At 41.9% G+C, this 21,105-nt stretch carries 22 protein-coding genes; 5 read left to right on the plus strand and 17 right to left on the minus strand.

What is annotated here, in order from left to right; all coding sequences use genetic code 11:
* Nucleotides 1–2: 2 nt before the first annotated feature.
* The 6 genes from mnhG to DL796_RS00735 form a co-directional block, all read right to left on the minus strand.
* Nucleotides 3–386 carry a monovalent cation/H(+) antiporter subunit G gene (gene mnhG, locus DL796_RS00710; RefSeq protein WP_110199015.1) on the minus strand — a complete coding sequence of 128 codons (384 nt, stop codon included), beginning with the start codon at nt 384–386 and terminating at the stop codon, nt 3–5.
* Nucleotides 383–655, minus strand: a complete 273-nt coding sequence (locus tag DL796_RS00715; RefSeq protein ID WP_110199017.1) for a monovalent cation/H+ antiporter complex subunit F — start codon at nt 653–655, stop codon at nt 383–385. Before DL796_RS00715 ends, mnhG begins: the two co-directional genes overlap by 4 nt.
* Nucleotides 655–1,143 (minus strand): Na+/H+ antiporter subunit E, encoded by a 489-nt coding sequence (locus DL796_RS00720; protein ID WP_110199019.1) that lies wholly within the window; start codon nt 1,141–1,143, stop codon nt 655–657. Before DL796_RS00720 ends, DL796_RS00715 begins: the two co-directional genes overlap by 1 nt.
* A 399-nt stretch (nt 1,144–1,542) precedes the next feature.
* Entirely contained in the window at nt 1,543–2,232 is a 690-nt protein-coding gene (gene dnaQ / locus DL796_RS00725) for a DNA polymerase III subunit epsilon (protein WP_110199021.1), read from the minus strand.
* Nucleotides 2,233–2,242: 10 nt separating this feature from the next.
* Nucleotides 2,243–2,686: a ribonuclease HI gene (gene rnhA, locus DL796_RS00730; RefSeq protein WP_110200671.1), complete on the minus strand. Its 444-nt coding sequence runs from the start codon at nt 2,684–2,686 to the stop codon at nt 2,243–2,245.
* Nucleotides 2,687–2,740: 54 nt separating this feature from the next.
* Nucleotides 2,741–3,430 (minus strand): methyltransferase domain-containing protein, encoded by a 690-nt coding sequence (locus DL796_RS00735; protein WP_110199023.1) that lies wholly within the window; start codon nt 3,428–3,430, stop codon nt 2,741–2,743.
* A gap of 110 nt (nt 3,431–3,540) precedes the next feature.
* Here DL796_RS00735 and gloB point away from each other — a divergent pair, with 110 nt between their 5' ends.
* Together gloB and DL796_RS00745 are read left to right on the plus strand one after the other, a co-directional pair.
* The gene (gloB, locus tag DL796_RS00740; RefSeq protein ID WP_110199025.1) at nt 3,541–4,311 is read left to right on the plus strand and encodes a hydroxyacylglutathione hydrolase; all 771 of its coding nucleotides are present in this window, start codon (nt 3,541–3,543) and stop codon (nt 4,309–4,311) included.
* A 14-nt stretch (nt 4,312–4,325) separates the two neighbouring features.
* Nucleotides 4,326–5,867, plus strand: coding sequence for a lytic transglycosylase (locus DL796_RS00745; RefSeq protein WP_110199027.1), 1,542 nt, complete (start codon nt 4,326–4,328; stop codon nt 5,865–5,867).
* A 96-nt stretch (nt 5,868–5,963) separates the two neighbouring features.
* Here DL796_RS00745 and DL796_RS00750 read toward each other — a convergent pair whose 3' ends face one another.
* The 11 genes from DL796_RS00750 to DL796_RS00800 all read right to left on the minus strand — a co-directional run bounded on the left by DL796_RS00750 (nt 5,964) and on the right by DL796_RS00800 (nt 17,143).
* Nucleotides 5,964–7,160 (minus strand): ABC transporter permease, encoded by a 1,197-nt coding sequence (locus DL796_RS00750; protein WP_110199029.1) that lies wholly within the window; start codon nt 7,158–7,160, stop codon nt 5,964–5,966.
* Nucleotide 7,161: 1 nt separating this feature from the next.
* Nucleotides 7,162–7,962 (minus strand): ABC transporter ATP-binding protein, encoded by an 801-nt coding sequence (locus DL796_RS00755; RefSeq protein WP_110199031.1) that lies wholly within the window; start codon nt 7,960–7,962, stop codon nt 7,162–7,164.
* Between the two features lie 17 nt (nt 7,963–7,979).
* Nucleotides 7,980–9,074: a YcjF family protein gene (locus DL796_RS00760; protein ID WP_110199033.1), complete on the minus strand. Its 1,095-nt coding sequence runs from the start codon at nt 9,072–9,074 to the stop codon at nt 7,980–7,982.
* Entirely contained in the window at nt 9,071–10,495 is a 1,425-nt protein-coding gene (locus DL796_RS00765; protein WP_110199035.1) for a YcjX family GTP-binding protein, read from the minus strand. The genes DL796_RS00760 and DL796_RS00765 overlap by 4 nt, the downstream gene beginning before the upstream one ends.
* 153 nt (nt 10,496–10,648) lie before the next feature.
* Nucleotides 10,649–11,977, minus strand: coding sequence for a tetratricopeptide repeat protein (locus DL796_RS00770; RefSeq protein ID WP_110199037.1), 1,329 nt, complete (start codon nt 11,975–11,977; stop codon nt 10,649–10,651).
* A gap of 18 nt (nt 11,978–11,995) precedes the next feature.
* On the minus strand, nt 11,996–12,628 hold the full coding sequence (locus DL796_RS00775; RefSeq protein WP_110199039.1) for an energy transducer TonB: 633 nt from the start codon (nt 12,626–12,628) through the stop codon (nt 11,996–11,998).
* Entirely contained in the window at nt 12,629–13,030 is a 402-nt protein-coding gene (locus DL796_RS00780; protein WP_110199041.1) for an ExbD/TolR family protein, read from the minus strand.
* 17 nt (nt 13,031–13,047) lie between these two features.
* A complete protein-coding gene (locus tag DL796_RS00785; RefSeq protein WP_110199043.1) occupies nt 13,048–13,560 on the minus strand; it encodes a MotA/TolQ/ExbB proton channel family protein in 513 nt (170 codons plus the stop codon).
* A 9-nt stretch (nt 13,561–13,569) separates the two neighbouring features.
* The gene (locus DL796_RS00790) at nt 13,570–14,916 is read right to left on the minus strand and encodes a MotA/TolQ/ExbB proton channel family protein (protein ID WP_110199045.1); all 1,347 of its coding nucleotides are present in this window, start codon (nt 14,914–14,916) and stop codon (nt 13,570–13,572) included.
* Complete coding sequence (locus DL796_RS00795) at nt 14,913–15,689, minus strand: DUF3450 domain-containing protein (RefSeq protein WP_110199047.1); 777 nt, start codon at nt 15,687–15,689, stop codon at nt 14,913–14,915. Before DL796_RS00795 ends, DL796_RS00790 begins: the two co-directional genes overlap by 4 nt.
* Nucleotides 15,690–15,991: 302 nt before the next feature.
* On the minus strand, nt 15,992–17,143 hold the full coding sequence (locus DL796_RS00800; RefSeq protein ID WP_110199049.1) for a hypothetical protein: 1,152 nt from the start codon (nt 17,141–17,143) through the stop codon (nt 15,992–15,994).
* Between the two features lie 390 nt (nt 17,144–17,533).
* Between DL796_RS00800 and DL796_RS00805 the strand changes: the two genes are divergently transcribed.
* The 3 genes from DL796_RS00805 to DL796_RS00815 are packed head-to-tail and all read left to right on the plus strand — an operon-like array spanning nt 17,534 to nt 21,101.
* Entirely contained in the window at nt 17,534–19,270 is a 1,737-nt protein-coding gene (locus tag DL796_RS00805; protein WP_227592918.1) for an ABC transporter substrate-binding protein, read from the plus strand.
* Nucleotides 19,270–20,229, plus strand: coding sequence for an ABC transporter permease (locus DL796_RS00810; protein ID WP_110199051.1), 960 nt, complete (start codon nt 19,270–19,272; stop codon nt 20,227–20,229). The genes DL796_RS00805 and DL796_RS00810 overlap by 1 nt, the downstream gene beginning before the upstream one ends.
* On the plus strand, nt 20,226–21,101 hold the full coding sequence (locus tag DL796_RS00815) for an ABC transporter permease subunit (protein WP_110199053.1): 876 nt from the start codon (nt 20,226–20,228) through the stop codon (nt 21,099–21,101). The genes DL796_RS00810 and DL796_RS00815 overlap by 4 nt, the downstream gene beginning before the upstream one ends.
* Nucleotides 21,102–21,105 lie beyond the last annotated feature (4 nt).

A 21,105-nucleotide genomic window follows, 5' to 3' on the forward strand; every position in this document is an offset into this window, starting at 1 on the left:
CTCTACTCCTTATTCTTAGTGTCTTCGGACTTCACAGGACCGAAACTACGTAAAACATCTTCGTCCTGTTCCTCTTGATTGCTTCCTAGCTTAGGACGCAGCCCACCGTGTAACGCGGCTTTCGCAAGCGCGTGGCTTGCCGTTGGGCTGGTCAATAAAATAAATAACACGATCAAAATTAACTTGACCAAAACGGTATATTCACCGTCAAGTTGTAGCATTAGTCCCACTAGAATTAAGCTACCACCTAATGTATCGGTCACACTTGCAGCATGCATACGGCTAAAGAAATCAGGGAAACGGTGCATACCAATAGCACCCGACACGCAAATAAAGCCACCTAGAATAAGCAGTGCCCAGCTTAGGCCATCAATAAAGATACTCATTCTTTGGCCTCGCTAGCGTCGGCATGTTTGTATTCGAAAAAGCGCAACACGGCAATAATCGCGATAAAGTTAATCAGCGCATATACCAAAGCGATATCGAGAAACTCTGGCCGGCCCATTAAGAAGCCCAAAACAGCAATAAACAACACGGTTTTAGTGCCGAAAACATTGACCGACAAGATACGGTCATACAGTGTTGGCCCCATAAAAGCCCGCACTAAAGCAAGCGCCATGGCAACCAAAATAGCTATAGCAGCGGCAAGAAACATTATTCCTCCAAGCGCGAAACACGGCGATCCATGTCACCGGTCATTAAATAGCGAATAGCATTATTCGAAAGGGCGTAAACAATCATGGTGTCATCTTCAACATCCAGCGTCGTTGTCCCTGGCGTCAAGGTGATTGAGTTTGCGTAGATCGCTTGCCCCATTTCTGTTTTCTGACTGATCGGAATTCGAGCAACCACAGGGTTAATTGAACTTGGGCCTTTCCAGATACGCTTTATCACCGTGATGTTTGATTTGACCAAGGTTTTTAAAAGCCATAACCAATAGACAACAATGCGGCGGCTAACATGGAGAGGTTGAGACTCTTCATCAATGATGCCTAAACGGTGTGACATGAAAACGACAAAGATGACGGATACAACTCCCAAGGACAGCAGTAGGCCGTTGAAGAAACCTGAGTTGCCAAGCCAAATAAGTGACAACACAACAATTAGGCTGACGATGTAACGAATACTGTTATTTTTTTTCATCTAACTTCAACACACCTTATCTGAAAACCAAACAAGCCCCGAGAAGCAGTGGAGCAATCACTAGCAAACATTGCAACAATCGCAATAAAGCCAAAAGATTGTAGCAACCCCCAAAATACCCTGCAAGCATCCCCCTGAGCACTTATTGAGCAAAACTGATTCGCCAATAACTACATAAATAAGCTGTTAGTAAAGCAGAATTTTTCGACTTTATTTCAACTTTTCGAGTCGTATAACCTAAAACCTACCAAAATCTCGATCACTTTTTGCTCGCCCGACAATCGCCAATAACCCCTTAAATTTGTACGCTTTTTATACAAAAAAGCATTTCAAACAGAGTAACATTACCGTTTTGGCATACTTTTTTTGCAACAACCTATTAGCTGAGCTAATGCAATTCTATTCCCAAATCGCTCCCTTAAGACTCTTAAGTTTCTTTTCATGGGCACTGAGTTCTTCCTCGTTCGCTCTTATCACCTTTAGACTAGGACGGTTTGTTGCAATTTTTCGCACCGGCAACTCCCCTGTTTCAGCACTTGGTGTCGACTGACGACCCAGGGTTAAATTAGTCTGTCCGCCGGTCATGCGAAGGTAAACATCCGCGAGGATTTCTGAGTCGAGTAAAGCGCCGTGCAGTTCACGGTGACTGTTATCAATCTCATAGCGCTTACATAAAGCATCAAGACTGTTACGCTGTCCAGGGTGCATCTGGCGCGCCAATACTAAGGTATCGAGCACCGTACAGTAATCGCTCGTTTTACCTTTTGACGGGTCCCATAATTTCAGCTCATGATCGATAAAGCCCACATCAAAGGGTGCGTTATGGATCACTAACTCAGCACCATCAATAAATTCCAAAAATTGGGCTGCGATATCTTGAAATCGCGGTTTATCTTCGAGAAACTCATTGGTAATGCCATGCACTTCTATGGCGCCTTCATCAATCTCACGATCTGGCTTAATGTATTGGTGATAATGGTTACCCGTTAACTTACGGTTCACCAGTTCAACGCAACCAATTTCAATGATTCGGTGACCGTCCGATGGCTCTAAACCCGTAGTTTCTGTATCCAGAACAATTTGTCTCATGTTCGCCCTTCTATTTTTCGTTTAATACTTTTTCAACGCCTAAATTTGCTAGCTCATCCGCGATTTCATTTTCCGGATGGCCACTATGTCCTTTAACCCAGTGCCAATTCACCTGGTGCTTCGAGACCTGCTCATCCAGCTGTTGCCATAAGTCCTTATTCTTAACAGGTTTTTTCGCAGCGGTTTTCCAGCCTTTGGCTTTCCAACCTTCTAGCCACTGGTTAATGCCGTTTTTAACATACACAGAGTCAGTAGTGAGTTCGACCTTACAACTGCGCTTTAATGCTTTTAAGGCTTCAATTGCCGCAGTTAATTCCATTCGATTATTGGTGGTTTCAAGCTCCCCACCATAGAGGCGTTTTTCATGGTCGCCATAACGCAGTAACGCTCCCCAGCCTCCGGGGCCAGGGTTACCCTTGCACGCACCATCGGTAAAAATTTCTATTGTTTTCAAACTGTTGCAAAGCCTTTTATTGTGTTTAGAATGCAGCATTCTATATGATAATGATTAGATATTCGCCAACTTGCCACCAAGTGCCAGCGCCTCAGCTTCCTCTTCAAGTGGACGCAGAGGTGTCATGGTTGAAACTTTCTTTTGTGCTTTGACCATATAAGCGATGGGAGCTGAAAGCCACGCATTAGGCATCGACGATTTCGCCTCAAACTTTTTAAAGCCGCGCCACCACGGACACCCGACAATTTCGGTTTCAAGTGTTTTGAACCCTAATAAATTTAGCCACTCTTGATAGCGATGTATGCTGATCGAATGGCTTGGAAGTTCTTTTTTATTACGCGATAAGCGCCCGCGCGCCTTAAGCATCCAAGGATTGTAAGGCGCGTATAATAAAGCATACAAGACGCCTTGTGGCGCCAATGCCCGATGTACCTCACCAAGCAATACACTTGGATTTTGTGCGTACTCTAAAGCATTGCTTAAGACTACCGTCTGGATAGAGTCGGTCATAATAGGTAACTCATCCGGTCTGGCCTCTACCGTATGACACAAGCCGTCACCAAGCCTTACATGATACTCAAAAACATTACTCGGCAGGCTTAAGCTTTGGGTTAAACTGTCAAGAGTTAGCAAACAACCACCGTGATATTCTTCAAGGTGTTGCTGCAACCATTCTTGCCATAAATACCTCAGACGGTTTCCCGCTGGCATTTTAGCCCAACTCAACTCAAATAATCGCTCCATTGCTACCTGTCTAGTTGCTAGGTGTGGATCTGTCTTGTACAGTATTCAATGCTAACCCGAGTTATGCATCCAAGCAAACACAACCTAATTTATTATGAAAGTATAAGTCTATGAAAGTCATCCCATTACCAGCCTTTAATGATAATTACATCTGGGTTATCCACTCCTCGAACTCCAATGCAGTGGCGGTGGTCGATCCGGGCGATGCAGCACCAGTCATTGACTATATAGAGGAGCATGATCTAACGCTCGAGACGATACTAATCACACATTACCACAATGATCATATCGGCGGTGTGCCGACCTTAAAAAACCGCTACCAATGCCGAGTTTATGTATCTCAGCGGGACAATCAGCCTTTTTCCGATCGTAATTTAGTAGAAGGGGACAAGATTTCCATCCTTAATGATGAATTCCACTTTGGGGTAATAGCGGTGCCAGGTCACACTATGGGGCATATCGCCTACTATGGTCACGATGCCCTGTTTTGTGGAGATACGCTTTTCAAGGCAGGTTGTGGCCGCATGTTTGAGGGTACTCCAGAAGTATTTATGGAATCACTCGGCAAACTCGCCAAACTTCCAACAGAAACAAAGGTTTACTGTGCTCACGAGTACACCTTGTCTAACCTCAAGTTTGCTTTGTCGATTGAGCCTGATAATGAAGCAATTAAGCAAGAAATCAATAATTCTCAATCACTTAGAGACGAAAACCGTCCAACTGTTCCGTCCACCATAGGCCAAGAACTTCGCTTTAACCCTTTCCTAAGGTGCCATGAAGATTCTGTGCAACAAGCAGCGAACCAAGCGACCGGACACAAAACTTTCTCCGATCCTGTGCGAACTTTTGCTACAATTCGGCAACTAAAAGATAATTTTTAAACACAAAAATCATTATGAAGCGCATTGCTATTTTGTCTCTACTGGTACTAAGTGCTTGTAGTACTTTAGAAAAAAACACAAACTCACCGTCCACGGAAGGGGCCACAGCAAAAACTAACCAGCCGTTACCCGCGCCTGGTTTAGAGCAGGACGAGCTGTCTCCTGAGGTTGAGTTGATTACTAAAGACTTAAAACCAGTCCTGCCAGTGAATTTGTGGGATGAAATTGCTAAACAGCAAACATTGACACATATCAGTAACGCTCGGGTTGAATCACAACAAAAACGCTTTTTGCGCCACAAGCATCATCTTGTCGAACGCGCCAACAAAGCTGCGCCTTATCTTTATTACATCATTTCTGAGCTTGAAAAACGTGAAATGCCTGTAGAATTAGCCTTCACACCGATGGTAGAGAGCAATTTCGACCCATTAGCCCATTCAGTCGTGCAAGCAGCCGGCTTATGGCAGTTTATGCCTAGAACCGCTCGTGGCTTTGGTTTAACCATCGACCAATGGTATGACGGTCGCCGTGACGTGGTAGCCTCGACACAAGCCGCTCTAGATTATTATGAATACTTAAACAAAATGTTTGATGGTGACTGGTTACTAACGGTCGCCGCTTACAATGTGGGTCAGGGTAACGTTTTAAAAGCTATTAAGCGTAATAAACGTAAAGGCCTACCAACAGACTACTGGTCATTGAAGCTACCAAGAGAAACCATGCGCCACGTTCCAAAGTGGATTGCCCTTTCAAACATTTTCCTCAACGCCAAAGACTTCGAGGTAGAGCTCCCTTTCATCGAAAATACACCAGCATTCAAGCAGGTTGCGATCGAAGCACCGGCTAACCTAATGCAGCTGGCTAAAATTGCTAACATAGATAAAAATGTTTTCTATCGCCTCAATCCAGCTTACAACAAATTATTTATTCCCGAAGAACATGGTCAAGCACAGATTTTAGTACCGACGAAAAATGTACAACTGTTCCAAAAAGGCATTATGGACATAGAGCCAGGCAAAGAGCTTGGACTATTAACCTATACGGTTAAATCTGGTGACAACTTGAGTGTAATTGCTAAGAAAAATAACACCAGTGTGTCGACATTAAAAAACCTCAATAAGCTCAAGTCTGACTTTTTAAAAGTGGGACAGGTATTAAAAATGCCTGGGTTTGCTGATGCTTCCGAACATGAACTAAACTTTATGGCGACCTTGGACAAGAACCGTCAACGTCGTCGCTATCAGACCTACCGCGTTAAAAGTGGGGATAGCTTATGGAGTATTGGTAAGCGCTTTGGAGTAACGTCAACTCAGGTTGCTCGTTGGAATAACATGAACAAAAACAGTACTTTACGAATCGGTCAGCGGCTAAAAGTTTGGCCTAAACGTTACTCCCAGTTTGCCTCGGCTAAAACCTCATACAAAGTCAGAAGTGGTGATTCACTTTCAGCAATCGCCCGAAAGTTTAACGTTAAAATTAGTGACTTAACGAAATGGAACCAACTGAGTAAAAGAAGCATTATTCGCCCAGGACAAACCTTAACTATTTTTCGCTAAGCTTTCTAACATATAACAATTAACAATAAAAAAGGGCCCGAAGGCCCTTTTTTATTTCCGTGTATTTAACTAATAAAGCACAGCTGAGTACAAAGCTTAGCTTCTGAATAACACCTTCTCTTTCTTAAAGAACTGAGTTGTGAAATACAATAAAGCTCCAGCAATAACTACTGTTGACGCTAATAAAACCATAATCATGCTGTAATCTACTGTACCTTTCACCAAATCCTTCATTGCTAAAGCAACGTTGGTGATAGGAATCATTGCAGTCTTAACGTTTAGCTCCATACCTGGGACAAAAGCCACGATGACAGGCATAAAACCAAGCATAAATATTGGCGACATGTAAGCTTGCGCTTCTTTCATGTTTTTAGCGTAAATCGAAGCGCTCAACATGATCGATGCAAAAATACTGGTAAGCGGTACTAACAATACTGCGACAAGTAGCAGATCGAGTCCCGAGATATTCGACAGGAAGTCCAGCCCACTCATTTTGCCACCCATGGTGAAAATCCAGGTCCACACAAAATAACTGAGCAGTGTCACAATGACCGTGAAGAAGCTCGCTGTAAAAATCACACCAAACTTAGCTAAAACAATCTTGCCTTTGGTCATTGGTGTAAGTAACAAGGTCTCTAAAGTACCGCGTTCTTTTTCACCAACACCAAGCTCTAGCGCAGGATACATAGCTCCAGATACTGCTAAAGCTATAAGAATGTATGCGATTAGTGGGCCGGCAAACTCACCAATTCTCTCACGCTCCGACGCGAAGTTTTTATTTTCTACTGCAATAGGCTTGTTGAACGCTTTAACATTGTCGGTCGTTAAATTAAATCGTTCACCTAATGCTAATCGCTCAGTATTGTTATAGGCTTCAATAATATCTTTGACCCTTTTATTAGAGATATTATCGAGCTTAGAAGCCCCTTTATAATACAGGTTTATGAGCTCTTGCTTACGACTTTGTGAAGGCATTGCAGAGTCTTCTGGCACTTCTATGATGAAGTCGACCTTATCGTTCAAAATTTCTGCTTTGTAGTCGCTAGACTCTAGCTCTACTTTTTTGAAGTGCTTTTCTGCTGTAAATAGGTCAGGTAAACCCTCGAAAGTATTGCCATTAACAAAAGCTATCTTAAGCTCTTTAATTTCTGCCTCTTGCGTTTTACTTTGGGTAAATTTCCCTACACCAAAAAACAACACTGGGAAAATTATCGTTGGCAACAGAATCGAAAAAATTAACGTTTTCTTATCGCGCAAGATTTCTAGTAATTCTTTTTTATAAACTAACCACATTCTAAGCGACCTCCTTCTCTTTATTATTCACATTAGCTAAGAATGCATCGTACAAGTTACCCGACGGCGTCTGTGATGCGAAATTTTGTGTGCTGCCATAGAACTTAGTTTCACCGAGATCAATCAGACAGACTTCATCACAAAGCCTTTCAACCTCATGCAGGTGATGTGTCGAAAATATCACAGACATTTCGGTTTCTTTATAGCTTTCAATAAAATCTAAAACAGTTTTTGCAGAAATCACATCAAGCCCCGTAGTTGGCTCATCAAAAACCAATACTTTTGGGTCATGAATCACTGCTCGAGCGATTGAGGCGCGCTGCATCATACCTGTGGAGAGATCATCGGCTCGCTTTCCAGCAAAAGTATGCATATCAAGCATAGAGAAGATTTTATCAATTCGCTCATCCATTAGCTGCTTAGATAAGCCATGCATACGCCCAAAGTATTCGACGTTTTCACGTACCGTCAAGCGATGATAAAGACCCGTTTTGCCTGAAAGGAATCCTATCAGCTTCTGAGCATAGCGTAGTTCTTTGGTGACATCGTGCCCATTAATTAAGATTTCCCCCGATGTTGGCTCCAAAGCCGTCGATAACATACGAAGAGTTGTAGTTTTACCAGCTCCGTTTGGCCCAAGTAGACCTAAAACTTTGCCTTTGCCACATTGAAAGCTAACATCGCGAACAGCGTGAAACACCCCTTCGCCTTCCCTAGGATCTGTTGCAGCTTTATTCTTTTTTTTCTTTGCCTCCTTTTTATCGTAGGCAAAACTTTTGGATAAGCCTTTAATTTCTATCATTCTTTTTTCCCCTAATTCTAACTATCGTCGTAATCATTATGTTGCTTCAAAGCTTCCTGTTGCTTCACTTTCTCACCCTGCTTGTTAGATTTATCGCTGGAAGCACTTTTAACCAAACCTATAACCTTACTGAGCACGGACTTACGAACCTGACTTAACTTTGGCTTAGTTTCGCTATTGTAAGGCACTGGGCGGCATAGATGCATGGTTTGTAAGCCCATACGCGCGATTAATAAGCCTACACCAATACCTTGAGCTGCTTTAGTCGAGATTGTCGCTGTTAAGCCCTTTCCAAGCAGTTCAACGCCAGCGTCGGCAACTAACTCGCTGGCTCCCGCCAACATCATATTCTTAAATACTCTTTTCGTCATCTCAAATCGCCCTAAAGCTGTTTGAGGACAGCCATAAAGCGCAGACAACTGCTGAATCATCTTGCTACTGCGCCAGGCCACTAAAGCCATATCTACGGCCGCTAACGGACTCAATGCCACCATAGCGGCAGCCTCAGTAGCATGTTTCGTTACAACCTCGATAGCAGCAGAGTCGAGTCCCTTTAATATTGTTGACGAATAGATTTGTATCAATTCTTGATCATTATGAATTTGTTGCTTTCGCTTATCATAGTCCTGCTGCAACTTGTCGATATTCGCTGTTTTGGCTATTTCCTCAGAGACTTCTGCCAAAAGGGAGTTTGCTTGACCATAACTGCTAACTTCAAGTAAGCCACTTATTGCTTCCTGTTGTCGCTGTCGCTTCTTAAGGCGAGTTCTGGAACGCCACCCTTTATACAGTGAATAAGTACCACTTATGACAATAAGACCACCTAGAAAGCCAACGGCACTTCCAAGTAGCCAGTGTTGATTATAGAGGTTCGTAATGAAGCTTGTTGCTTCGTAACCTGCTGCAATAATTACAAAGGTGGATAGACTTGGCCAAAAAAGTTTCTTAAGAACTGACTTTTTTTTAGTAGATTTTAAAGTTATAGCAAGCTCATTATCAAACTCTTTCCCGACAAGTGTCTTACTTGTAGCTTCAAACTGCTCATTTAATAGCTTTTCAGCTTTTTGATGAGCCTTATCGGAACTATAGAACTTAACAGGTTTGTCGCTCATACAAATTTATCTCCAATCAGAAACTGAAGAACTTTATCCATTCTTATATGTGGCAATGGTTCATCAGGGCTAAAGCAGGGCACAGCAAAAGGAGAAAAGTCTATTTCCAATTTGCGCCACTCTTCCCTACTTAGTGTCTTCGAAGGGACTTTACCTGGATAATGAATCACAGACTCACGAGATTCTACATCTAAACCTTTCACACAATGGAGCTGTTTCCCATCGTGCTCGGTGGTAACTGGCTCAGAGGTAGCGACTGAAGCTATGGCCATAGTTTCAACATCAACACCCTCGTAACCAATATCGTTCTTAACTTGAGCAACTGTTTTTTGCATAAAGGACTCTAGGGACGCATGCTGATCCGGTGGTACTAGATCAGCTTTGGTCGTTGCAATCAACAGCTTATCGATTGACGGGGAAAACAGTCGTTTCAACCAATTAGAGCGGCCATAACTAAAACCTTCTAACAAGCGCTCAATAGTATGTTTGAAATCTAGGTATGATTCGTAGTCTGACTCTAAAATCGAGTTAGTATCAATAAGCACGATTTGACGATCAACTTTTGAAAAATACTCTTCAAAAAAAGGGCGGATAATATGTTTTTGGTAATAATTATATCGACGCTCTAAAATTTTTAATAAAGACTGACTCTCAAACTGTTCCCAATCCAGACTTAGAATATCTGACGAGATTACTGGAAAGAAAGAAAGTACAGGGCTGCCTTCAAGTTCACCAGGAAGCAGAAAACGACCAGGCAAGGCTAAACTGAAATCCTTATTATACTTGCGATAATCATAGAGTGCCGTTCTGTAATCATTAGCTACGCTACTTAATAACTTATCTATTTCAGCTTCGTCCACAGGTTCACTGTATTGAAGCTCGGATAGCTGTTTGACAACATCAGAAGCATACTGCTGACGCCTCTCTCTTCTTAAATACTGTTGGCATAGCTCAGACCATTCTTTAAAACTTAATCTTAGCAAGGGTAAATCCAACAACCACTCACCAGGATAGTCAAGGATCTCTACAGTAAGAGTGCTATCCTTAGATACTTTCCGCAACCATTTATCTTTGACTTTATATCGGCAGCTAATATTAGCTTGAGAAATATTACGCGTTGAACTGGGCCATATGGGGTTAGCATCAACCAAAGAGCCAAAGCAACCCTGATAGTCAAACTTAGGAATGTGTAACTCTTGATGCATGGCAAGCTTTGATGCTTTGAATCTGCGTTCTCTACAGGGCTCAAGGAATGTAAGGTGCCCTTCAACTGGCGCATGAAGTAATTGATTAATAACAGATGTTACAAAGGCAGTTTTGCCTGCTCCACTGAGCCCTGTTACTGCAACTCGCACATGTCGATCTAGTCCACGATGCACAAGCTTCTCAGCTTTACTTTTTGCTTTGTGATACCAAGCCATAGTCAATCCAATAAAAGTACTGTCTATAGTATAGAGTAGATTACTCGAGTGAAATATGTTCAAACGTAATAAAGTATTTCGAAAAGCTTATAGTATTTCATAAAGACAAAAAAAAACGCTACTTAAAAGTAGCGTTTTATAAGTATAAATAAATTAAGAATCGTTGTCTGTAGAGTCTTCCTCTAGCTTCATAGCTGCTATAGACTCTTTCATTCTTTTTAGATCGCCTATGTATTTGATATAAGCTTTGGCATTTTTAGCAACCTTTGGATATTTACTAGCTCTTTCCATTGTAGCAATCGCAGCACTTTCCTGGCCTAATCTAAACTGTGAAACACCAAGGTTCATGTATGCATAACCTATATCTTCTTTATCTAAGCCACCCTTTCGAATTGCACTTTTGTATCTTTCTATAGCTTTCTTATAATTATCGCGGTCTTGATACATAATCGCAACTTTATAATCATACTTTCCACTAGAAGTAAAACCGCTTGCCTTATCGTAAGCTTTTACTGCATTCTCTAGATCTTTAGCATAGAAATAATTGTCAGCCACTCGCTTCCAGTTATCTTCTGTGGACTCAACAATACCTTCCTCAATGCCTTCCTTAAGTCTTTCAGCTGCGAGTCTAGGCGTTTGGTTATTAGAGAATAGTGCCGATAATTGTTTATAATTAGTTTCACTTTTCCAAATACCATTCATTCTTGCAAGTTCTGCTAAAGCCAACATATCTGCTTGCTTGCCTCTGCGACTATAAACTGCAAATAGGTTATTATATGCAGACTTATCGTCAGCGTATAACTCTACCATTTCCTCGCCAATGACCTCAGCCCCAGCTAAATCATTGAGTTTATAATGAGCTCCGAATAGTATTCCGTAAAGCCCTTTTTTCGAAGAGTAACCTTGTTGAATTGCAATGTATGCTGGACAAATTGATTCACGGAACTTCTCAGTTTGATAAAACATCTGAGAATAAGCAGCATAAGAAGAAGCAGGTGGTTTAATGACGTTATCAAAGTATTGCTTCATCCACTTCAACGCTTCATTGTAGTTTTCCTGAACCATATAAACACGAGCAATACTCATTCGAATATTTGCAGCATTCGCAGGTGTTAAAAAACCACTATTAAGGGCCTTCTGGAAAGCACGGACAGCATCGTTGTATCTTTCCATAGCATTATAATTAACGCCTAGTAAATATTGCCCTCTTCCTACTGCAACTTTATCGCCTGATTCTGCAATTAATTCATTAAGTAGAGCAATTGACTCTGCATGTTTGCCATCAGCATAGGCTTCATTAGCGGCAGTGATTTTTTTAAAAGCAGACTGTGATGTTATCGAACCTACCTTTTTTTCAGGGTATTCACCTTCAGTCGGCGCTAAAGGCTTACATGAAGACGTATACTTTGTTTGGGGCAATGCAGAAGCACTACCCGCAAACAATAAACCTGTGACGCCTAAAATAATTGGTAATTTTTTCATATTTATCACTTTTAAAAGTTACTGGTCTAGTTCAAATTCCATTCTGTAACGCATATTTCGTTGAGGAATAGCTTGACCATTCACAATTCTTGGCTTGAACTTCCACTTTCGGATTGCACGCATAGCGTTTCTTCTAAATACTCCTCTTGGACTTTCGTCTTCAACAGAAATATTCGAAGGTGAGCCATCTGGGCCTATATCCAGAGTGAATAAAACGTAACCTTCAATTCCTTTTAGTTGAGCCTGTACTGGGTATTCAGCTTGTGGCTGATAAACAGGGATAGCGTCGCCATCTCCCATTCCAGCGAAATCGGCTTGACCTGTACCAAGACCACCAATGTATATTCCGGTACCATCCATAGACGCATCAATATTATCAATTTTGATGTCAACAATTGCTGTCACAACTTTCTGCTGCTTTTGTTGCACTTGTTGCTGTGGTGGTGGTGGCTCTTTTGGTGGTGGTGGCTTTTTAGGCGGACGACGTTCTTTTCGCTGCACCTGTTTGTCTTCTTCGACAAACGCCACTTCAACCTTTACGTTTTCAACTTCATCTTTTTTTGCATTAGATGAAATCAAAAAGTTCATCAAGAGGAACAAGCCAACCACAATACCGAAGGCAAACAGTGCGCTCACAATAACTCTTAACATTTACTGTTCCTTTTCTGTTGCAACTGAAACTTTAGCACCAGAGCTCTTAGCAAAATCTAGTACTTGTAATACAAGTCCAGCTTTCGCCTTTTTATCAGCCTGTATGACTACCTCACCTTCGAGGTTTTCAGTACGCATCGATTGGATTTTCGATTTTACTTCTGACGGCTGTATCGTTGTCTTGTCGATCGTAATCACATTTTTATCGTCAATTGCGACGAAAATATATGCATTTTTACGCTCTTCAGCTGTCTCCGCTAAAGGTTTGACAACTTCAACACCAGATTGTTTCACAAAAACCGTGGTGACGATGAAGAAAATTAACATGATGAATACGATGTCCAACATCGGTGTCATATCAATTTCTACATCTTCTTGTTTTCTTTTATCTTGTATAGCCATGTAGTTTCACCCAATAATTAATGGTGTGAAAGGTTATCGGCTAACTGGTGCGTCTTAACATAAGTCGTTTGTTCTAAACGACTACTGAAAAAGATACCAGATAATGCGGCAACCATTCCCGCCATTGTTGGAATTGTGGCTTTAAAAATACCACCTGCCATTTGACGTGCACTACCCGAACCTTGACCTGACATGCCATCAAATACGTCAATCATACCTGTCACAGTACCTAGTAAGCCTAGTAATGGACAAATTGCGATCAAAGTTTTGATTAAAAGCATTCTTTGGTTCAACGCTTCTCGAGCTGCAGAGATCCAAGCATCACGGATTTGTTTTGCTTTCCATGAAGTTTGATCTTCACGTGCGTTCCAACGTGCGATAATTGAGCGAGCTTCTTTTGGATACTGGCCATAAATGTACCAGTATCGCTCGATCAAGAAGGTCCACATTAAGAAGAGAACGAGTCCTATCCACCATAGGACCCATCCGCCTTTACCGATAAACTCTAATATCGTATAGATTAATTCCATAAGGAAATCCTACGCGTTATTCTCGTCATGTTGAGCCATCAAACCTGTGCTCTGCTCTTCCAAGACGTGAATAATGTTTTTACTTTTACCAGCTACAACAGCGTGTAAGAACGTTAATGGAATTGCTGCTAATAGACCCCAAACAGTTGTTACCAATGCTTGCGAAATACCGTCGGCCATTAATCGTGGGTCACCAGTACCGTGTAAAGTAATCGATTGGAATACCTCAATCATACCTACTACTGTACCTAATAGACCAAGTAACGGACCTAGTGCTGCGATTACTTTGATTAAATTAATACCACGCTCGATCTTAGGTGTTTCTTTAAGAACAGCTTCATCTAACTTAAGTTCAAGATTCTCTACATCTTCATCTTTGTTAGCTAGGTATACTTTCATAATGCGACCAAGAGGGTTGTTTCCTGGTGTGCTTGATTTTCTTTGTGAAGCAACTTTCGGGCCTGTCACCATATATAGCGTGAATAAACGCTCTAGCGCGATTAGGATACCGATAGCTAAAAGAACCATTACTGTAGAACCAGCAAAGCCTTTATACTTCCACAAACGATCCGGTAAGCTCATCTTCAATTTTTCTAATTGTAAGATACCGCCTTTGGTTGGATCGATAAACAAGCCAGCATAACCTGAATCAGTCGACTCATACTCTGCTGCTAAGTCACGCACTTCAGCAGAAGGTTGAACTTGTAGTGTTTTGATCTGACCTTGCTCATAAATCAAGTAATCTTTACCTGTAAGCAAGTTGAAAGTACCAATACGCTCAACTGTTTGAGTCTCAGTACGGCCTTCTTCATTGACAACGTCAGCAGCAAAGCTTGTCGTTTTACCTTGCTCAGTTAATTCTTGAAGCATTAGTACGTAAAAACCACGCAGGTCGTCCATTCTCGGTAGACCTTCAGCTTCGATTAACTTGTTTAGTAGTGCATCACGACCAGGGTACTGAGCACTTACTAATGAAGATGAAATATCACCAGATAAGCTGTTCGCAGCCTGACGTACAACACCAAACAACTCACCCAAGTTACCTTGCTTAATACGTAAGTCTTCAGCAATTTGAGTCAACTGTTTTTCGTTTTCATCAAACTGATTCTTTAAACGCTCACTTCGAGCTTCTTCCGCTGCTAAACGAGCTTTAGCATCTGCTAATAGGCTTGCTTGACGGCTTTTCTCTTTCTGGAACGTTTGAACACGTTGGTTATTTACTTGCTCTTGAATTCGAGCTTTATCCCTTACTTTTTTAAGTAAGTCTGAGTGTGACATACTCTCAGCTGCGTTAGATACAGTTGAAACACTGAATGCGAAAACGCCAGCTAATGATAATGCTAAAAGGTTTCTCATTGTGCTGCCTCCGTAGCTGGGACTGGTACTTTGAAGAGTTCTTGTGTTGCAACTCCTTTCGCCATGTTAATAGCGCTATCTACAGAATCTAAGTAACTATCCGGTAGATCGACCCATTTATCAGAGGTTTTATCCCAATAAGCACCATGCTTACCATCAACAGTTAGGTAAACATAAGACAAACGACCAACACGTAAGAAGTTTACGCTAAGTTCTTCGCCGTCTTTTTCAATGTTCCCAGTGCTGGCAGAAACGGCATTACCGTACTGCATTTCAATTTGGTAAGCTTCTAAGATTTTACGGTACTTTTCAGAAACCGTGACGTTAGCGTCATCCATAAGTGCTTCGAGTTTAGCAACACGCTCTTGGCGTTGCTCTAAATTGAATGGGATATCTAATTGTACGAATTCATCAAGGGTTTTGATCATTTCATCCATTAAAGGAAGAACACCCTTTTCTGTTTCATCAATAGTTTCCATTTCTTTGCTACTTTCAGAAATTTGTTTTTCCTGATTAGCAATTTGTCTTTCAAGTTGAGTGTTGTAGATACGCAAGCTGTCAACTTGTTGCAAAGTATTTCTGTAGTCTAGAGCCAAATCTGTAGTTTGCTCTGCTAGACGGTTTACAGTTACTTGTGTGCTCGCAGCTTTTTTATCGATTGTCTTCTCTGTTTTCATCGAAGAATCGAACTCGCCAGCAGCCATCGTGCTGCCCATCACAGCAGAGGCAAGAATGGCAACAGCCGTTTTCTTAAAAAGTACTTGTTTTTTCATAAACTTACCCAAATTTCTGTTCAGAAATCGTTTCATTAAAAAGTCGATGCTAAAGAAACTTAGTAGTTTCCAGCCTAAAAATCAAGGAAATAAAGGTCGGAACTGTTAAAAGAGTCTCTTTCAGCCTAAACTTTAACCAATTGGTATTTCTCTGGTGAAAGAAATCAACTATAAAGGAGATCGGCTGTAAGGGTCAACAAAACATTACAGTTAATTTACAATTTGAAATAGTTTCAGATAACTTTTATTTATAGAGGTATGCAGAGCTGCAAGCAAGCAATAAAGAAATGAGCAAATGTGGATTAAAAGTTAATGCTACCACTTAATTTAATGTATTTTGGTGTTTCAAATGTATAAGGTGATAACCCCGTGTCATAGTAGTCGTATGCAGTTTGACGCTCAGAGTTTACTCCTAGCAAATTCACTAGATCAATCCTTATGACAAGACCTACATCATCCCATCGACCTTGATACTGCACTCCAATATCTAAGGTTGTACTGTCAAAGTTTATCGCATCAAAACTATCACTGACTAATGACACGATTGGTGCTTGATTCTGCTGGTAAGACTTATGTTTAAGCTGAGCGCCCATCGACCATTGGGGTGATAAATCTAGCTGACTAAAAATTGACAGGCCTGACTCATCCAAAACACTATTAAAGTGACTTAAGCTTTCAAGCTGTAATGGTTGCCACTCTAGATTAGATTCAGCCTTTGTGACTGCACCACCAAATGATAGTTTGTCGTTGATTTGTCGACTTAAACGAATTTCTATACCTTCAAAAGCCTTATTATAATCTTCAACTGCACCGAGCTCAGAGAATAAGCTTACTGATTCAGGTAAGCCATCACGGTTTAAATCAAACCAGTATTTTTGATTGGTAATAGCGCTTTGATGACTCGAGAACAATGAGTTTTCGTTGTGTCGTTGCTCAAGTTCAGACTTAGTATAACTAATGCTCACAGCCCAGCTATCATTTAAATTCTGCTCTAGCCCTAAAGACAGCCCCTGTGCTGATGAATTTGGTTGATCGTAACTCAGCAAATCATCAACCTTAATTGACACCGGTACTCTGCGATTACCGTAATTGATATAAAAGGTAGAATTATCACCGTTTGGACTATAAGCCGTATGTACTCGGTATTGTTCAGTGCCGAAAATATCGTCTTGAGGTTGATTCAGATCTAGTGAAAACTTCCACAAACCATCGGTCGAGTCTTCAATACCAAAGGATAAAATCTTCGATTCATTATCAAAGTTGCGTGTTGAAAGCTTGGGTGGATAAAGAATGTCCGTAACAGAGGAGGACTCTAAAGTTTCACTTGGCGAGCTAAACGTATAAGGAGTCCAGTCATTACTACTTTGGTATAAGCTATCATTAGCAAAGGATACAGATCCCAAGCCTAATAGCAGCAATGTAGCCCCAACTTGTATTTTATGTTTACTCTTCATCACGTCACTCAAGTTATCTCGATGAGTTTGTTATAAAGCAATATCTTTCTATAAACCGCCTGTAAAAGCGCGACATCTAGGTAATGCTAATTTTATGCTCAGACTTTCAGCTGAAATCTTATCGGTTTGCAACTTAGCATTTGTACCAATCTTTTATATAGGCAATTCAAAGTAAAGCAAGTTTAACAACCACCTTGAACTTACTGGAAATTCCCTAAATCGGCATAATATCTACTCTTATTTATGAGATTCAGTATAGCACTTTCCCTATCCCTTTCAACTTCTTACGCTCCTAAGTAAGCGCCTGTTCACAGCTTGTTACAAGTTCCTACGAATTGCTGAAACACAGTCAATGACAACCAACGCTAGGCACTGGCTTATAAGCTTGTTATGATTAAGAAATCTAACGAAAACAAAGACCTGATGACTAATAGCAGTGTTTACAGAGATATCGCAACAAAAGCGAAGCTACTCATCTCACTAACAGCATTTTTTTGTTTTGCATGCAGTCCAGAAGACTCTGATCTTTCTGAGCAGGACAGAACGCAAGACCTTTTGGTGTACTGCTCCGAAGGAAGCCCCGACAGTTTTAACCCCCAATTGGTGACATCAGGAACCTCTTACGACGCCACCGCTAACATCCTTTACAATCAACTAGTCACCTATAAACCTGGCACAACTGAGATTATCCCTTCCTTAGCAAGCTCGTGGGAAATCAGTGAGGACGGGTTGCGATATACCTTTAATCTGCGCCAAGACGTATCATTCCATACCAGCCAGGTTTTCTCGCCAAGCCGCAACTTAAATGCCGATGATGTTCTATTCAGTTTTAACCGCCAGCGTTTAAGCTCACACCCCTATCACGGTATATCCGGCGGTAGATATCCTTATTTTACGGCTCAAAGTATGGATCAACTGATTAAGGACATTCGCAAGGTCGGTGAGCATAAAGTTGAGTTTGTACTAACTCGACCTGAAAGCCCTTTTCTTTCGATTCTCGCTACGCCATTTGCATCAATCCTGTCCGCTGAGTATGCCGGGCAACTTAACCGCTTGCGCCACCCGGAGTGGATAGACAGCAAACCAGTAGGCACTGGGCCGTTTCGTTTTGAACGCTACGAGCCAGATGCCTATATTCGATTCAAACGCTTTGAGGATTACTTTGGTGATAAAGAGCGGGTTAAAAATTTAGTGTATGCAATAACTCCTGACGCTGCCATGCGCTTTGCGCGTTTTAGCGCGGGTGAGTGTGATGTTATGAGTTACCCACTTCCGGTTCACTTACGAGTAGCGCAAAAGAATGATTTGCAGGTAGTACAGACCCCGGGACTTAATATTGCTTACTGGGCTTTTAATACCGAAAAGCCACCTTTTCACGATGCAAAAGTAAGGCAGGCCTTAGCGATGGCGGTCGATCGCGAATCAATTCTGCAAACGGTGTATGATAGACAGGCATCTTTAGCGACCAACCCAATTCCGCCTTCCTCATGGGCATATAATAACAATGTTAAGAAAATCACACATAGTAAAAGACGAGCTTTAGAGTTGTTGAAAGAAGCCGGTTATGAGAACGGTTTTTCGATTGATATTTGGGCCATGCCTATTCAGCGAGCTTATAACCCGAATGCTCGTAAGATGGCTGAAATTATCCAGCAGGACCTCGCCGATATCAATGTTGATGCGCGCATCGTAACCTATGAGTGGGGAACCTTTTTGTCCCGCGTCAGCAGAGGTTTGCACCACAGCGTGCTACTCGGGTGGAACGCGGATAATGCCGATCCGAATAACTTCTTCAGTCCTCTTCTAAGCTGTGCTTCTGCGGTTAATGGTAATAATTACGCGAACTGGTGCGATAACCGCTTCGACGAACTTATTTTAAAAGGGCGAACCTCTTCAGAGCAGAGTGAACGAAAGGTGTACTACGATCAAGCTCAAGAAATTTTCAAACAGCAGACGCCTTGGTTAACCATTGCCCATGCCAACAATAGCGTGTTAGTACAACCACGAGTCAAAGGGTTTGTCATTTCGCCTATTGGAAATATTAACTTTGAAGGTGTTACGGTTGGTCAACCAGAGGCCGGGCAGTCTCAAAACAAAAGCCAAGCAAGCCATGAGGTGACTCACTAATGATTGCCTCAATCCTTAAACAACTTGGCACATTGCTCATCAGCCTGCTCGGGTTAACAGTCTTAACTTTTATCTTAAGCCAACAATCTGACACCCCAATCCACCCTTATCAAAGCGATAGCGCCTTTATCCAATACTTTGAGTATATCCAATTTCTCATTAACGGAGATTGGGGTATTTCGAGTATCCACAAACGCAGTGTTCTAAAAGACTTTTTGCAGCATTTTCCCGCGACTATTGAGCTTATTGTTTTTGCCATGATTCTTGCGGTCACAACCGGCCTAGCTCTTGGAATATTGGCTTCGACGCGTCGCGGCGGCTGGCTCGATAATACCTTAATGACGACCTCACTTGTCGGCTATTCGATGCCAATATTCTGGTGGGGAATGTTATTAGTACTACTATTTTCATTGACCTTGGGCTGGACGCCTGTCGCAGGTCGCATCAGCTTTGAGTATGACATTCAGCCTTTTACTCGCTTCATGCTCATTGATACTTTACTGCATCACAATAAATATGGTTTCGATGCTTTCCTCAACGCATTGCACCATTTAATTTTACCTGCGGTTACACTAAGCACTATCCCGATGGCGATAATTGCTCGCATGACTCGCTCCTCTTTGCTAGCCGTATTAAAATCTGAATATATTCGAACCGCACGCTCGAAAGGCATCAGTAAACAGAGGATTATTTGGGTTCATGCACTGCGAAATGCATTACAGCCCATCCTCACTATCAGTGGCGTCCAAATTAGTATTATTATGTCTGGTGTCATTATCACCGAGTACATCTTTGCTTGGCCTGGGATTGGTAAATGGTTGCTCGAAGCAGTTTCACGCCGCGACTTTGCTAGTATCCAAGGGGGCGTATTGGCGCTCTCTATAATCGTGATTGCATTTAACTTGGTGCTCGACTTTTTAAGCATATACCTTAATCCAAGACTTCGGAGGCCGTCATGATCAAACTGCCGGTTTCCGCGAATAATAGAGCCGCATGGACTATTTTTAGGCAAAATAAAGGTGCCATGATAGGTGCCGTGATATTAATCATTATACTAATTCTTGCCATCATTGGCCCCTGGATTTCACCCTACGATCCCGCTCGCCAGTTTACGAATAAGATTTTAATACCACCGATCTGGAGTCCAGCCGGAGACTTTAACTTTTTCTTAGGTACAGACGATCTCGGGCGCGATATTCTGTCACGCTTATTGCATGGCGCTCGACTATCATTACAGCTGACCTTCACCGTTGTGCTGATTGCCGCATTGTCAGGAATTTTAATTGGCGCTGGCGCAGCATTTCTTAATCAAACTCTGCGCTCGCTATTAATGCGTATTATGGACTTGCTACTTTCCTTCCCGTCATTACTTCTGGCGATTGCGATTGTAGCTATCATAGGCCCAGGACTTCCCAACGCTATTTACGCGGTGGTCATCGTTTTAATTCCGCAATTTGTGCGCATCACTCAGTCTTCGATTAGTGATGAGTTGAATAATGATTATGTTATGGCAGCTCGTTTAGATGGCGCTAGTTCGTTGCGACTATTAAGTCATCATGTGTGGCCCAATATCACTCCAGCACTCACGGTACAATTAACGTTCAGCTTCTCAACTGCCTTGTTAGATATCGCTGCGTTAGGATTTCTCGGCTTAGGTGCACAGCCGCCTATGGCTGAATGGGGTACTATGTTATCAGAGTCGCGGGCGTTCATTCAGTTTGCACCTTGGACTATGACGCTCCCTGGACTCGCTATATTCCTTACCGTACTTTCCATAAACTTGGTTGGTGACGGTATTCGCGACGCGCTTGATCCTCGCTTAAATCGATAAGGTA

The sequence above is a fragment of the Kangiella spongicola genome (genome assembly GCF_003194565.2).
Classification (GTDB): domain Bacteria; phylum Pseudomonadota; class Gammaproteobacteria; order Enterobacterales; family Kangiellaceae; genus Kangiella; species Kangiella spongicola.

Coding starts and splice junctions, on each gene's coding strand:
- DL796_RS00805 (WP_227592918.1), top strand. CDS start 17,534: ATGATTAAGAAATCTAACGAAAACAAAGACCTGATGACTAATAGCAGT.
- DL796_RS00810 (WP_110199051.1), top strand. CDS start 19,270: ATGATTGCCTCAATCCTTAAACAACTTGGCACATTGCTCATCAGCCTG.
- DL796_RS00720 (WP_110199019.1), bottom strand. CDS start 1,143: ATGAAAAAAAATAACAGTATTCGTTACATCGTCAGCCTAATTGTTGTG.
- mnhG (WP_110199015.1), bottom strand. CDS start 386: ATGAGTATCTTTATTGATGGCCTAAGCTGGGCACTGCTTATTCTAGGT.
- DL796_RS00755 (WP_110199031.1), bottom strand. CDS start 7,962: ATGATAGAAATTAAAGGCTTATCCAAAAGTTTTGCCTACGATAAAAAG.
- DL796_RS00775 (WP_110199039.1), bottom strand. CDS start 12,628: ATGTTAAGAGTTATTGTGAGCGCACTGTTTGCCTTCGGTATTGTGGTT.
- dnaQ (WP_110199021.1), bottom strand. CDS start 2,232: ATGAGACAAATTGTTCTGGATACAGAAACTACGGGTTTAGAGCCATCG.
- DL796_RS00715 (WP_110199017.1), bottom strand. CDS start 655: ATGTTTCTTGCCGCTGCTATAGCTATTTTGGTTGCCATGGCGCTTGCT.
- DL796_RS00765 (WP_110199035.1), bottom strand. CDS start 10,495: ATGGCTTGGTATCACAAAGCAAAAAGTAAAGCTGAGAAGCTTGTGCAT.
- DL796_RS00745 (WP_110199027.1), top strand. CDS start 4,326: ATGAAGCGCATTGCTATTTTGTCTCTACTGGTACTAAGTGCTTGTAGT.
- DL796_RS00815 (WP_110199053.1), top strand. CDS start 20,226: ATGATCAAACTGCCGGTTTCCGCGAATAATAGAGCCGCATGGACTATT.
- DL796_RS00750 (WP_110199029.1), bottom strand. CDS start 7,160: ATGTGGTTAGTTTATAAAAAAGAATTACTAGAAATCTTGCGCGATAAG.
- DL796_RS00790 (WP_110199045.1), bottom strand. CDS start 14,916: ATGAGAAACCTTTTAGCATTATCATTAGCTGGCGTTTTCGCATTCAGT.
- DL796_RS00760 (WP_110199033.1), bottom strand. CDS start 9,074: ATGAGCGACAAACCTGTTAAGTTCTATAGTTCCGATAAGGCTCATCAA.
- DL796_RS00735 (WP_110199023.1), bottom strand. CDS start 3,430: ATGGAGCGATTATTTGAGTTGAGTTGGGCTAAAATGCCAGCGGGAAAC.
- DL796_RS00795 (WP_110199047.1), bottom strand. CDS start 15,689: ATGAAAAAACAAGTACTTTTTAAGAAAACGGCTGTTGCCATTCTTGCC.
- DL796_RS00780 (WP_110199041.1), bottom strand. CDS start 13,030: ATGGCTATACAAGATAAAAGAAAACAAGAAGATGTAGAAATTGATATG.
- DL796_RS00785 (WP_110199043.1), bottom strand. CDS start 13,560: ATGGAATTAATCTATACGATATTAGAGTTTATCGGTAAAGGCGGATGG.
- gloB (WP_110199025.1), top strand. CDS start 3,541: ATGAAAGTCATCCCATTACCAGCCTTTAATGATAATTACATCTGGGTT.
- DL796_RS00770 (WP_110199037.1), bottom strand. CDS start 11,977: ATGAAAAAATTACCAATTATTTTAGGCGTCACAGGTTTATTGTTTGCG.
- DL796_RS00800 (WP_110199049.1), bottom strand. CDS start 17,143: ATGAAGAGTAAACATAAAATACAAGTTGGGGCTACATTGCTGCTATTA.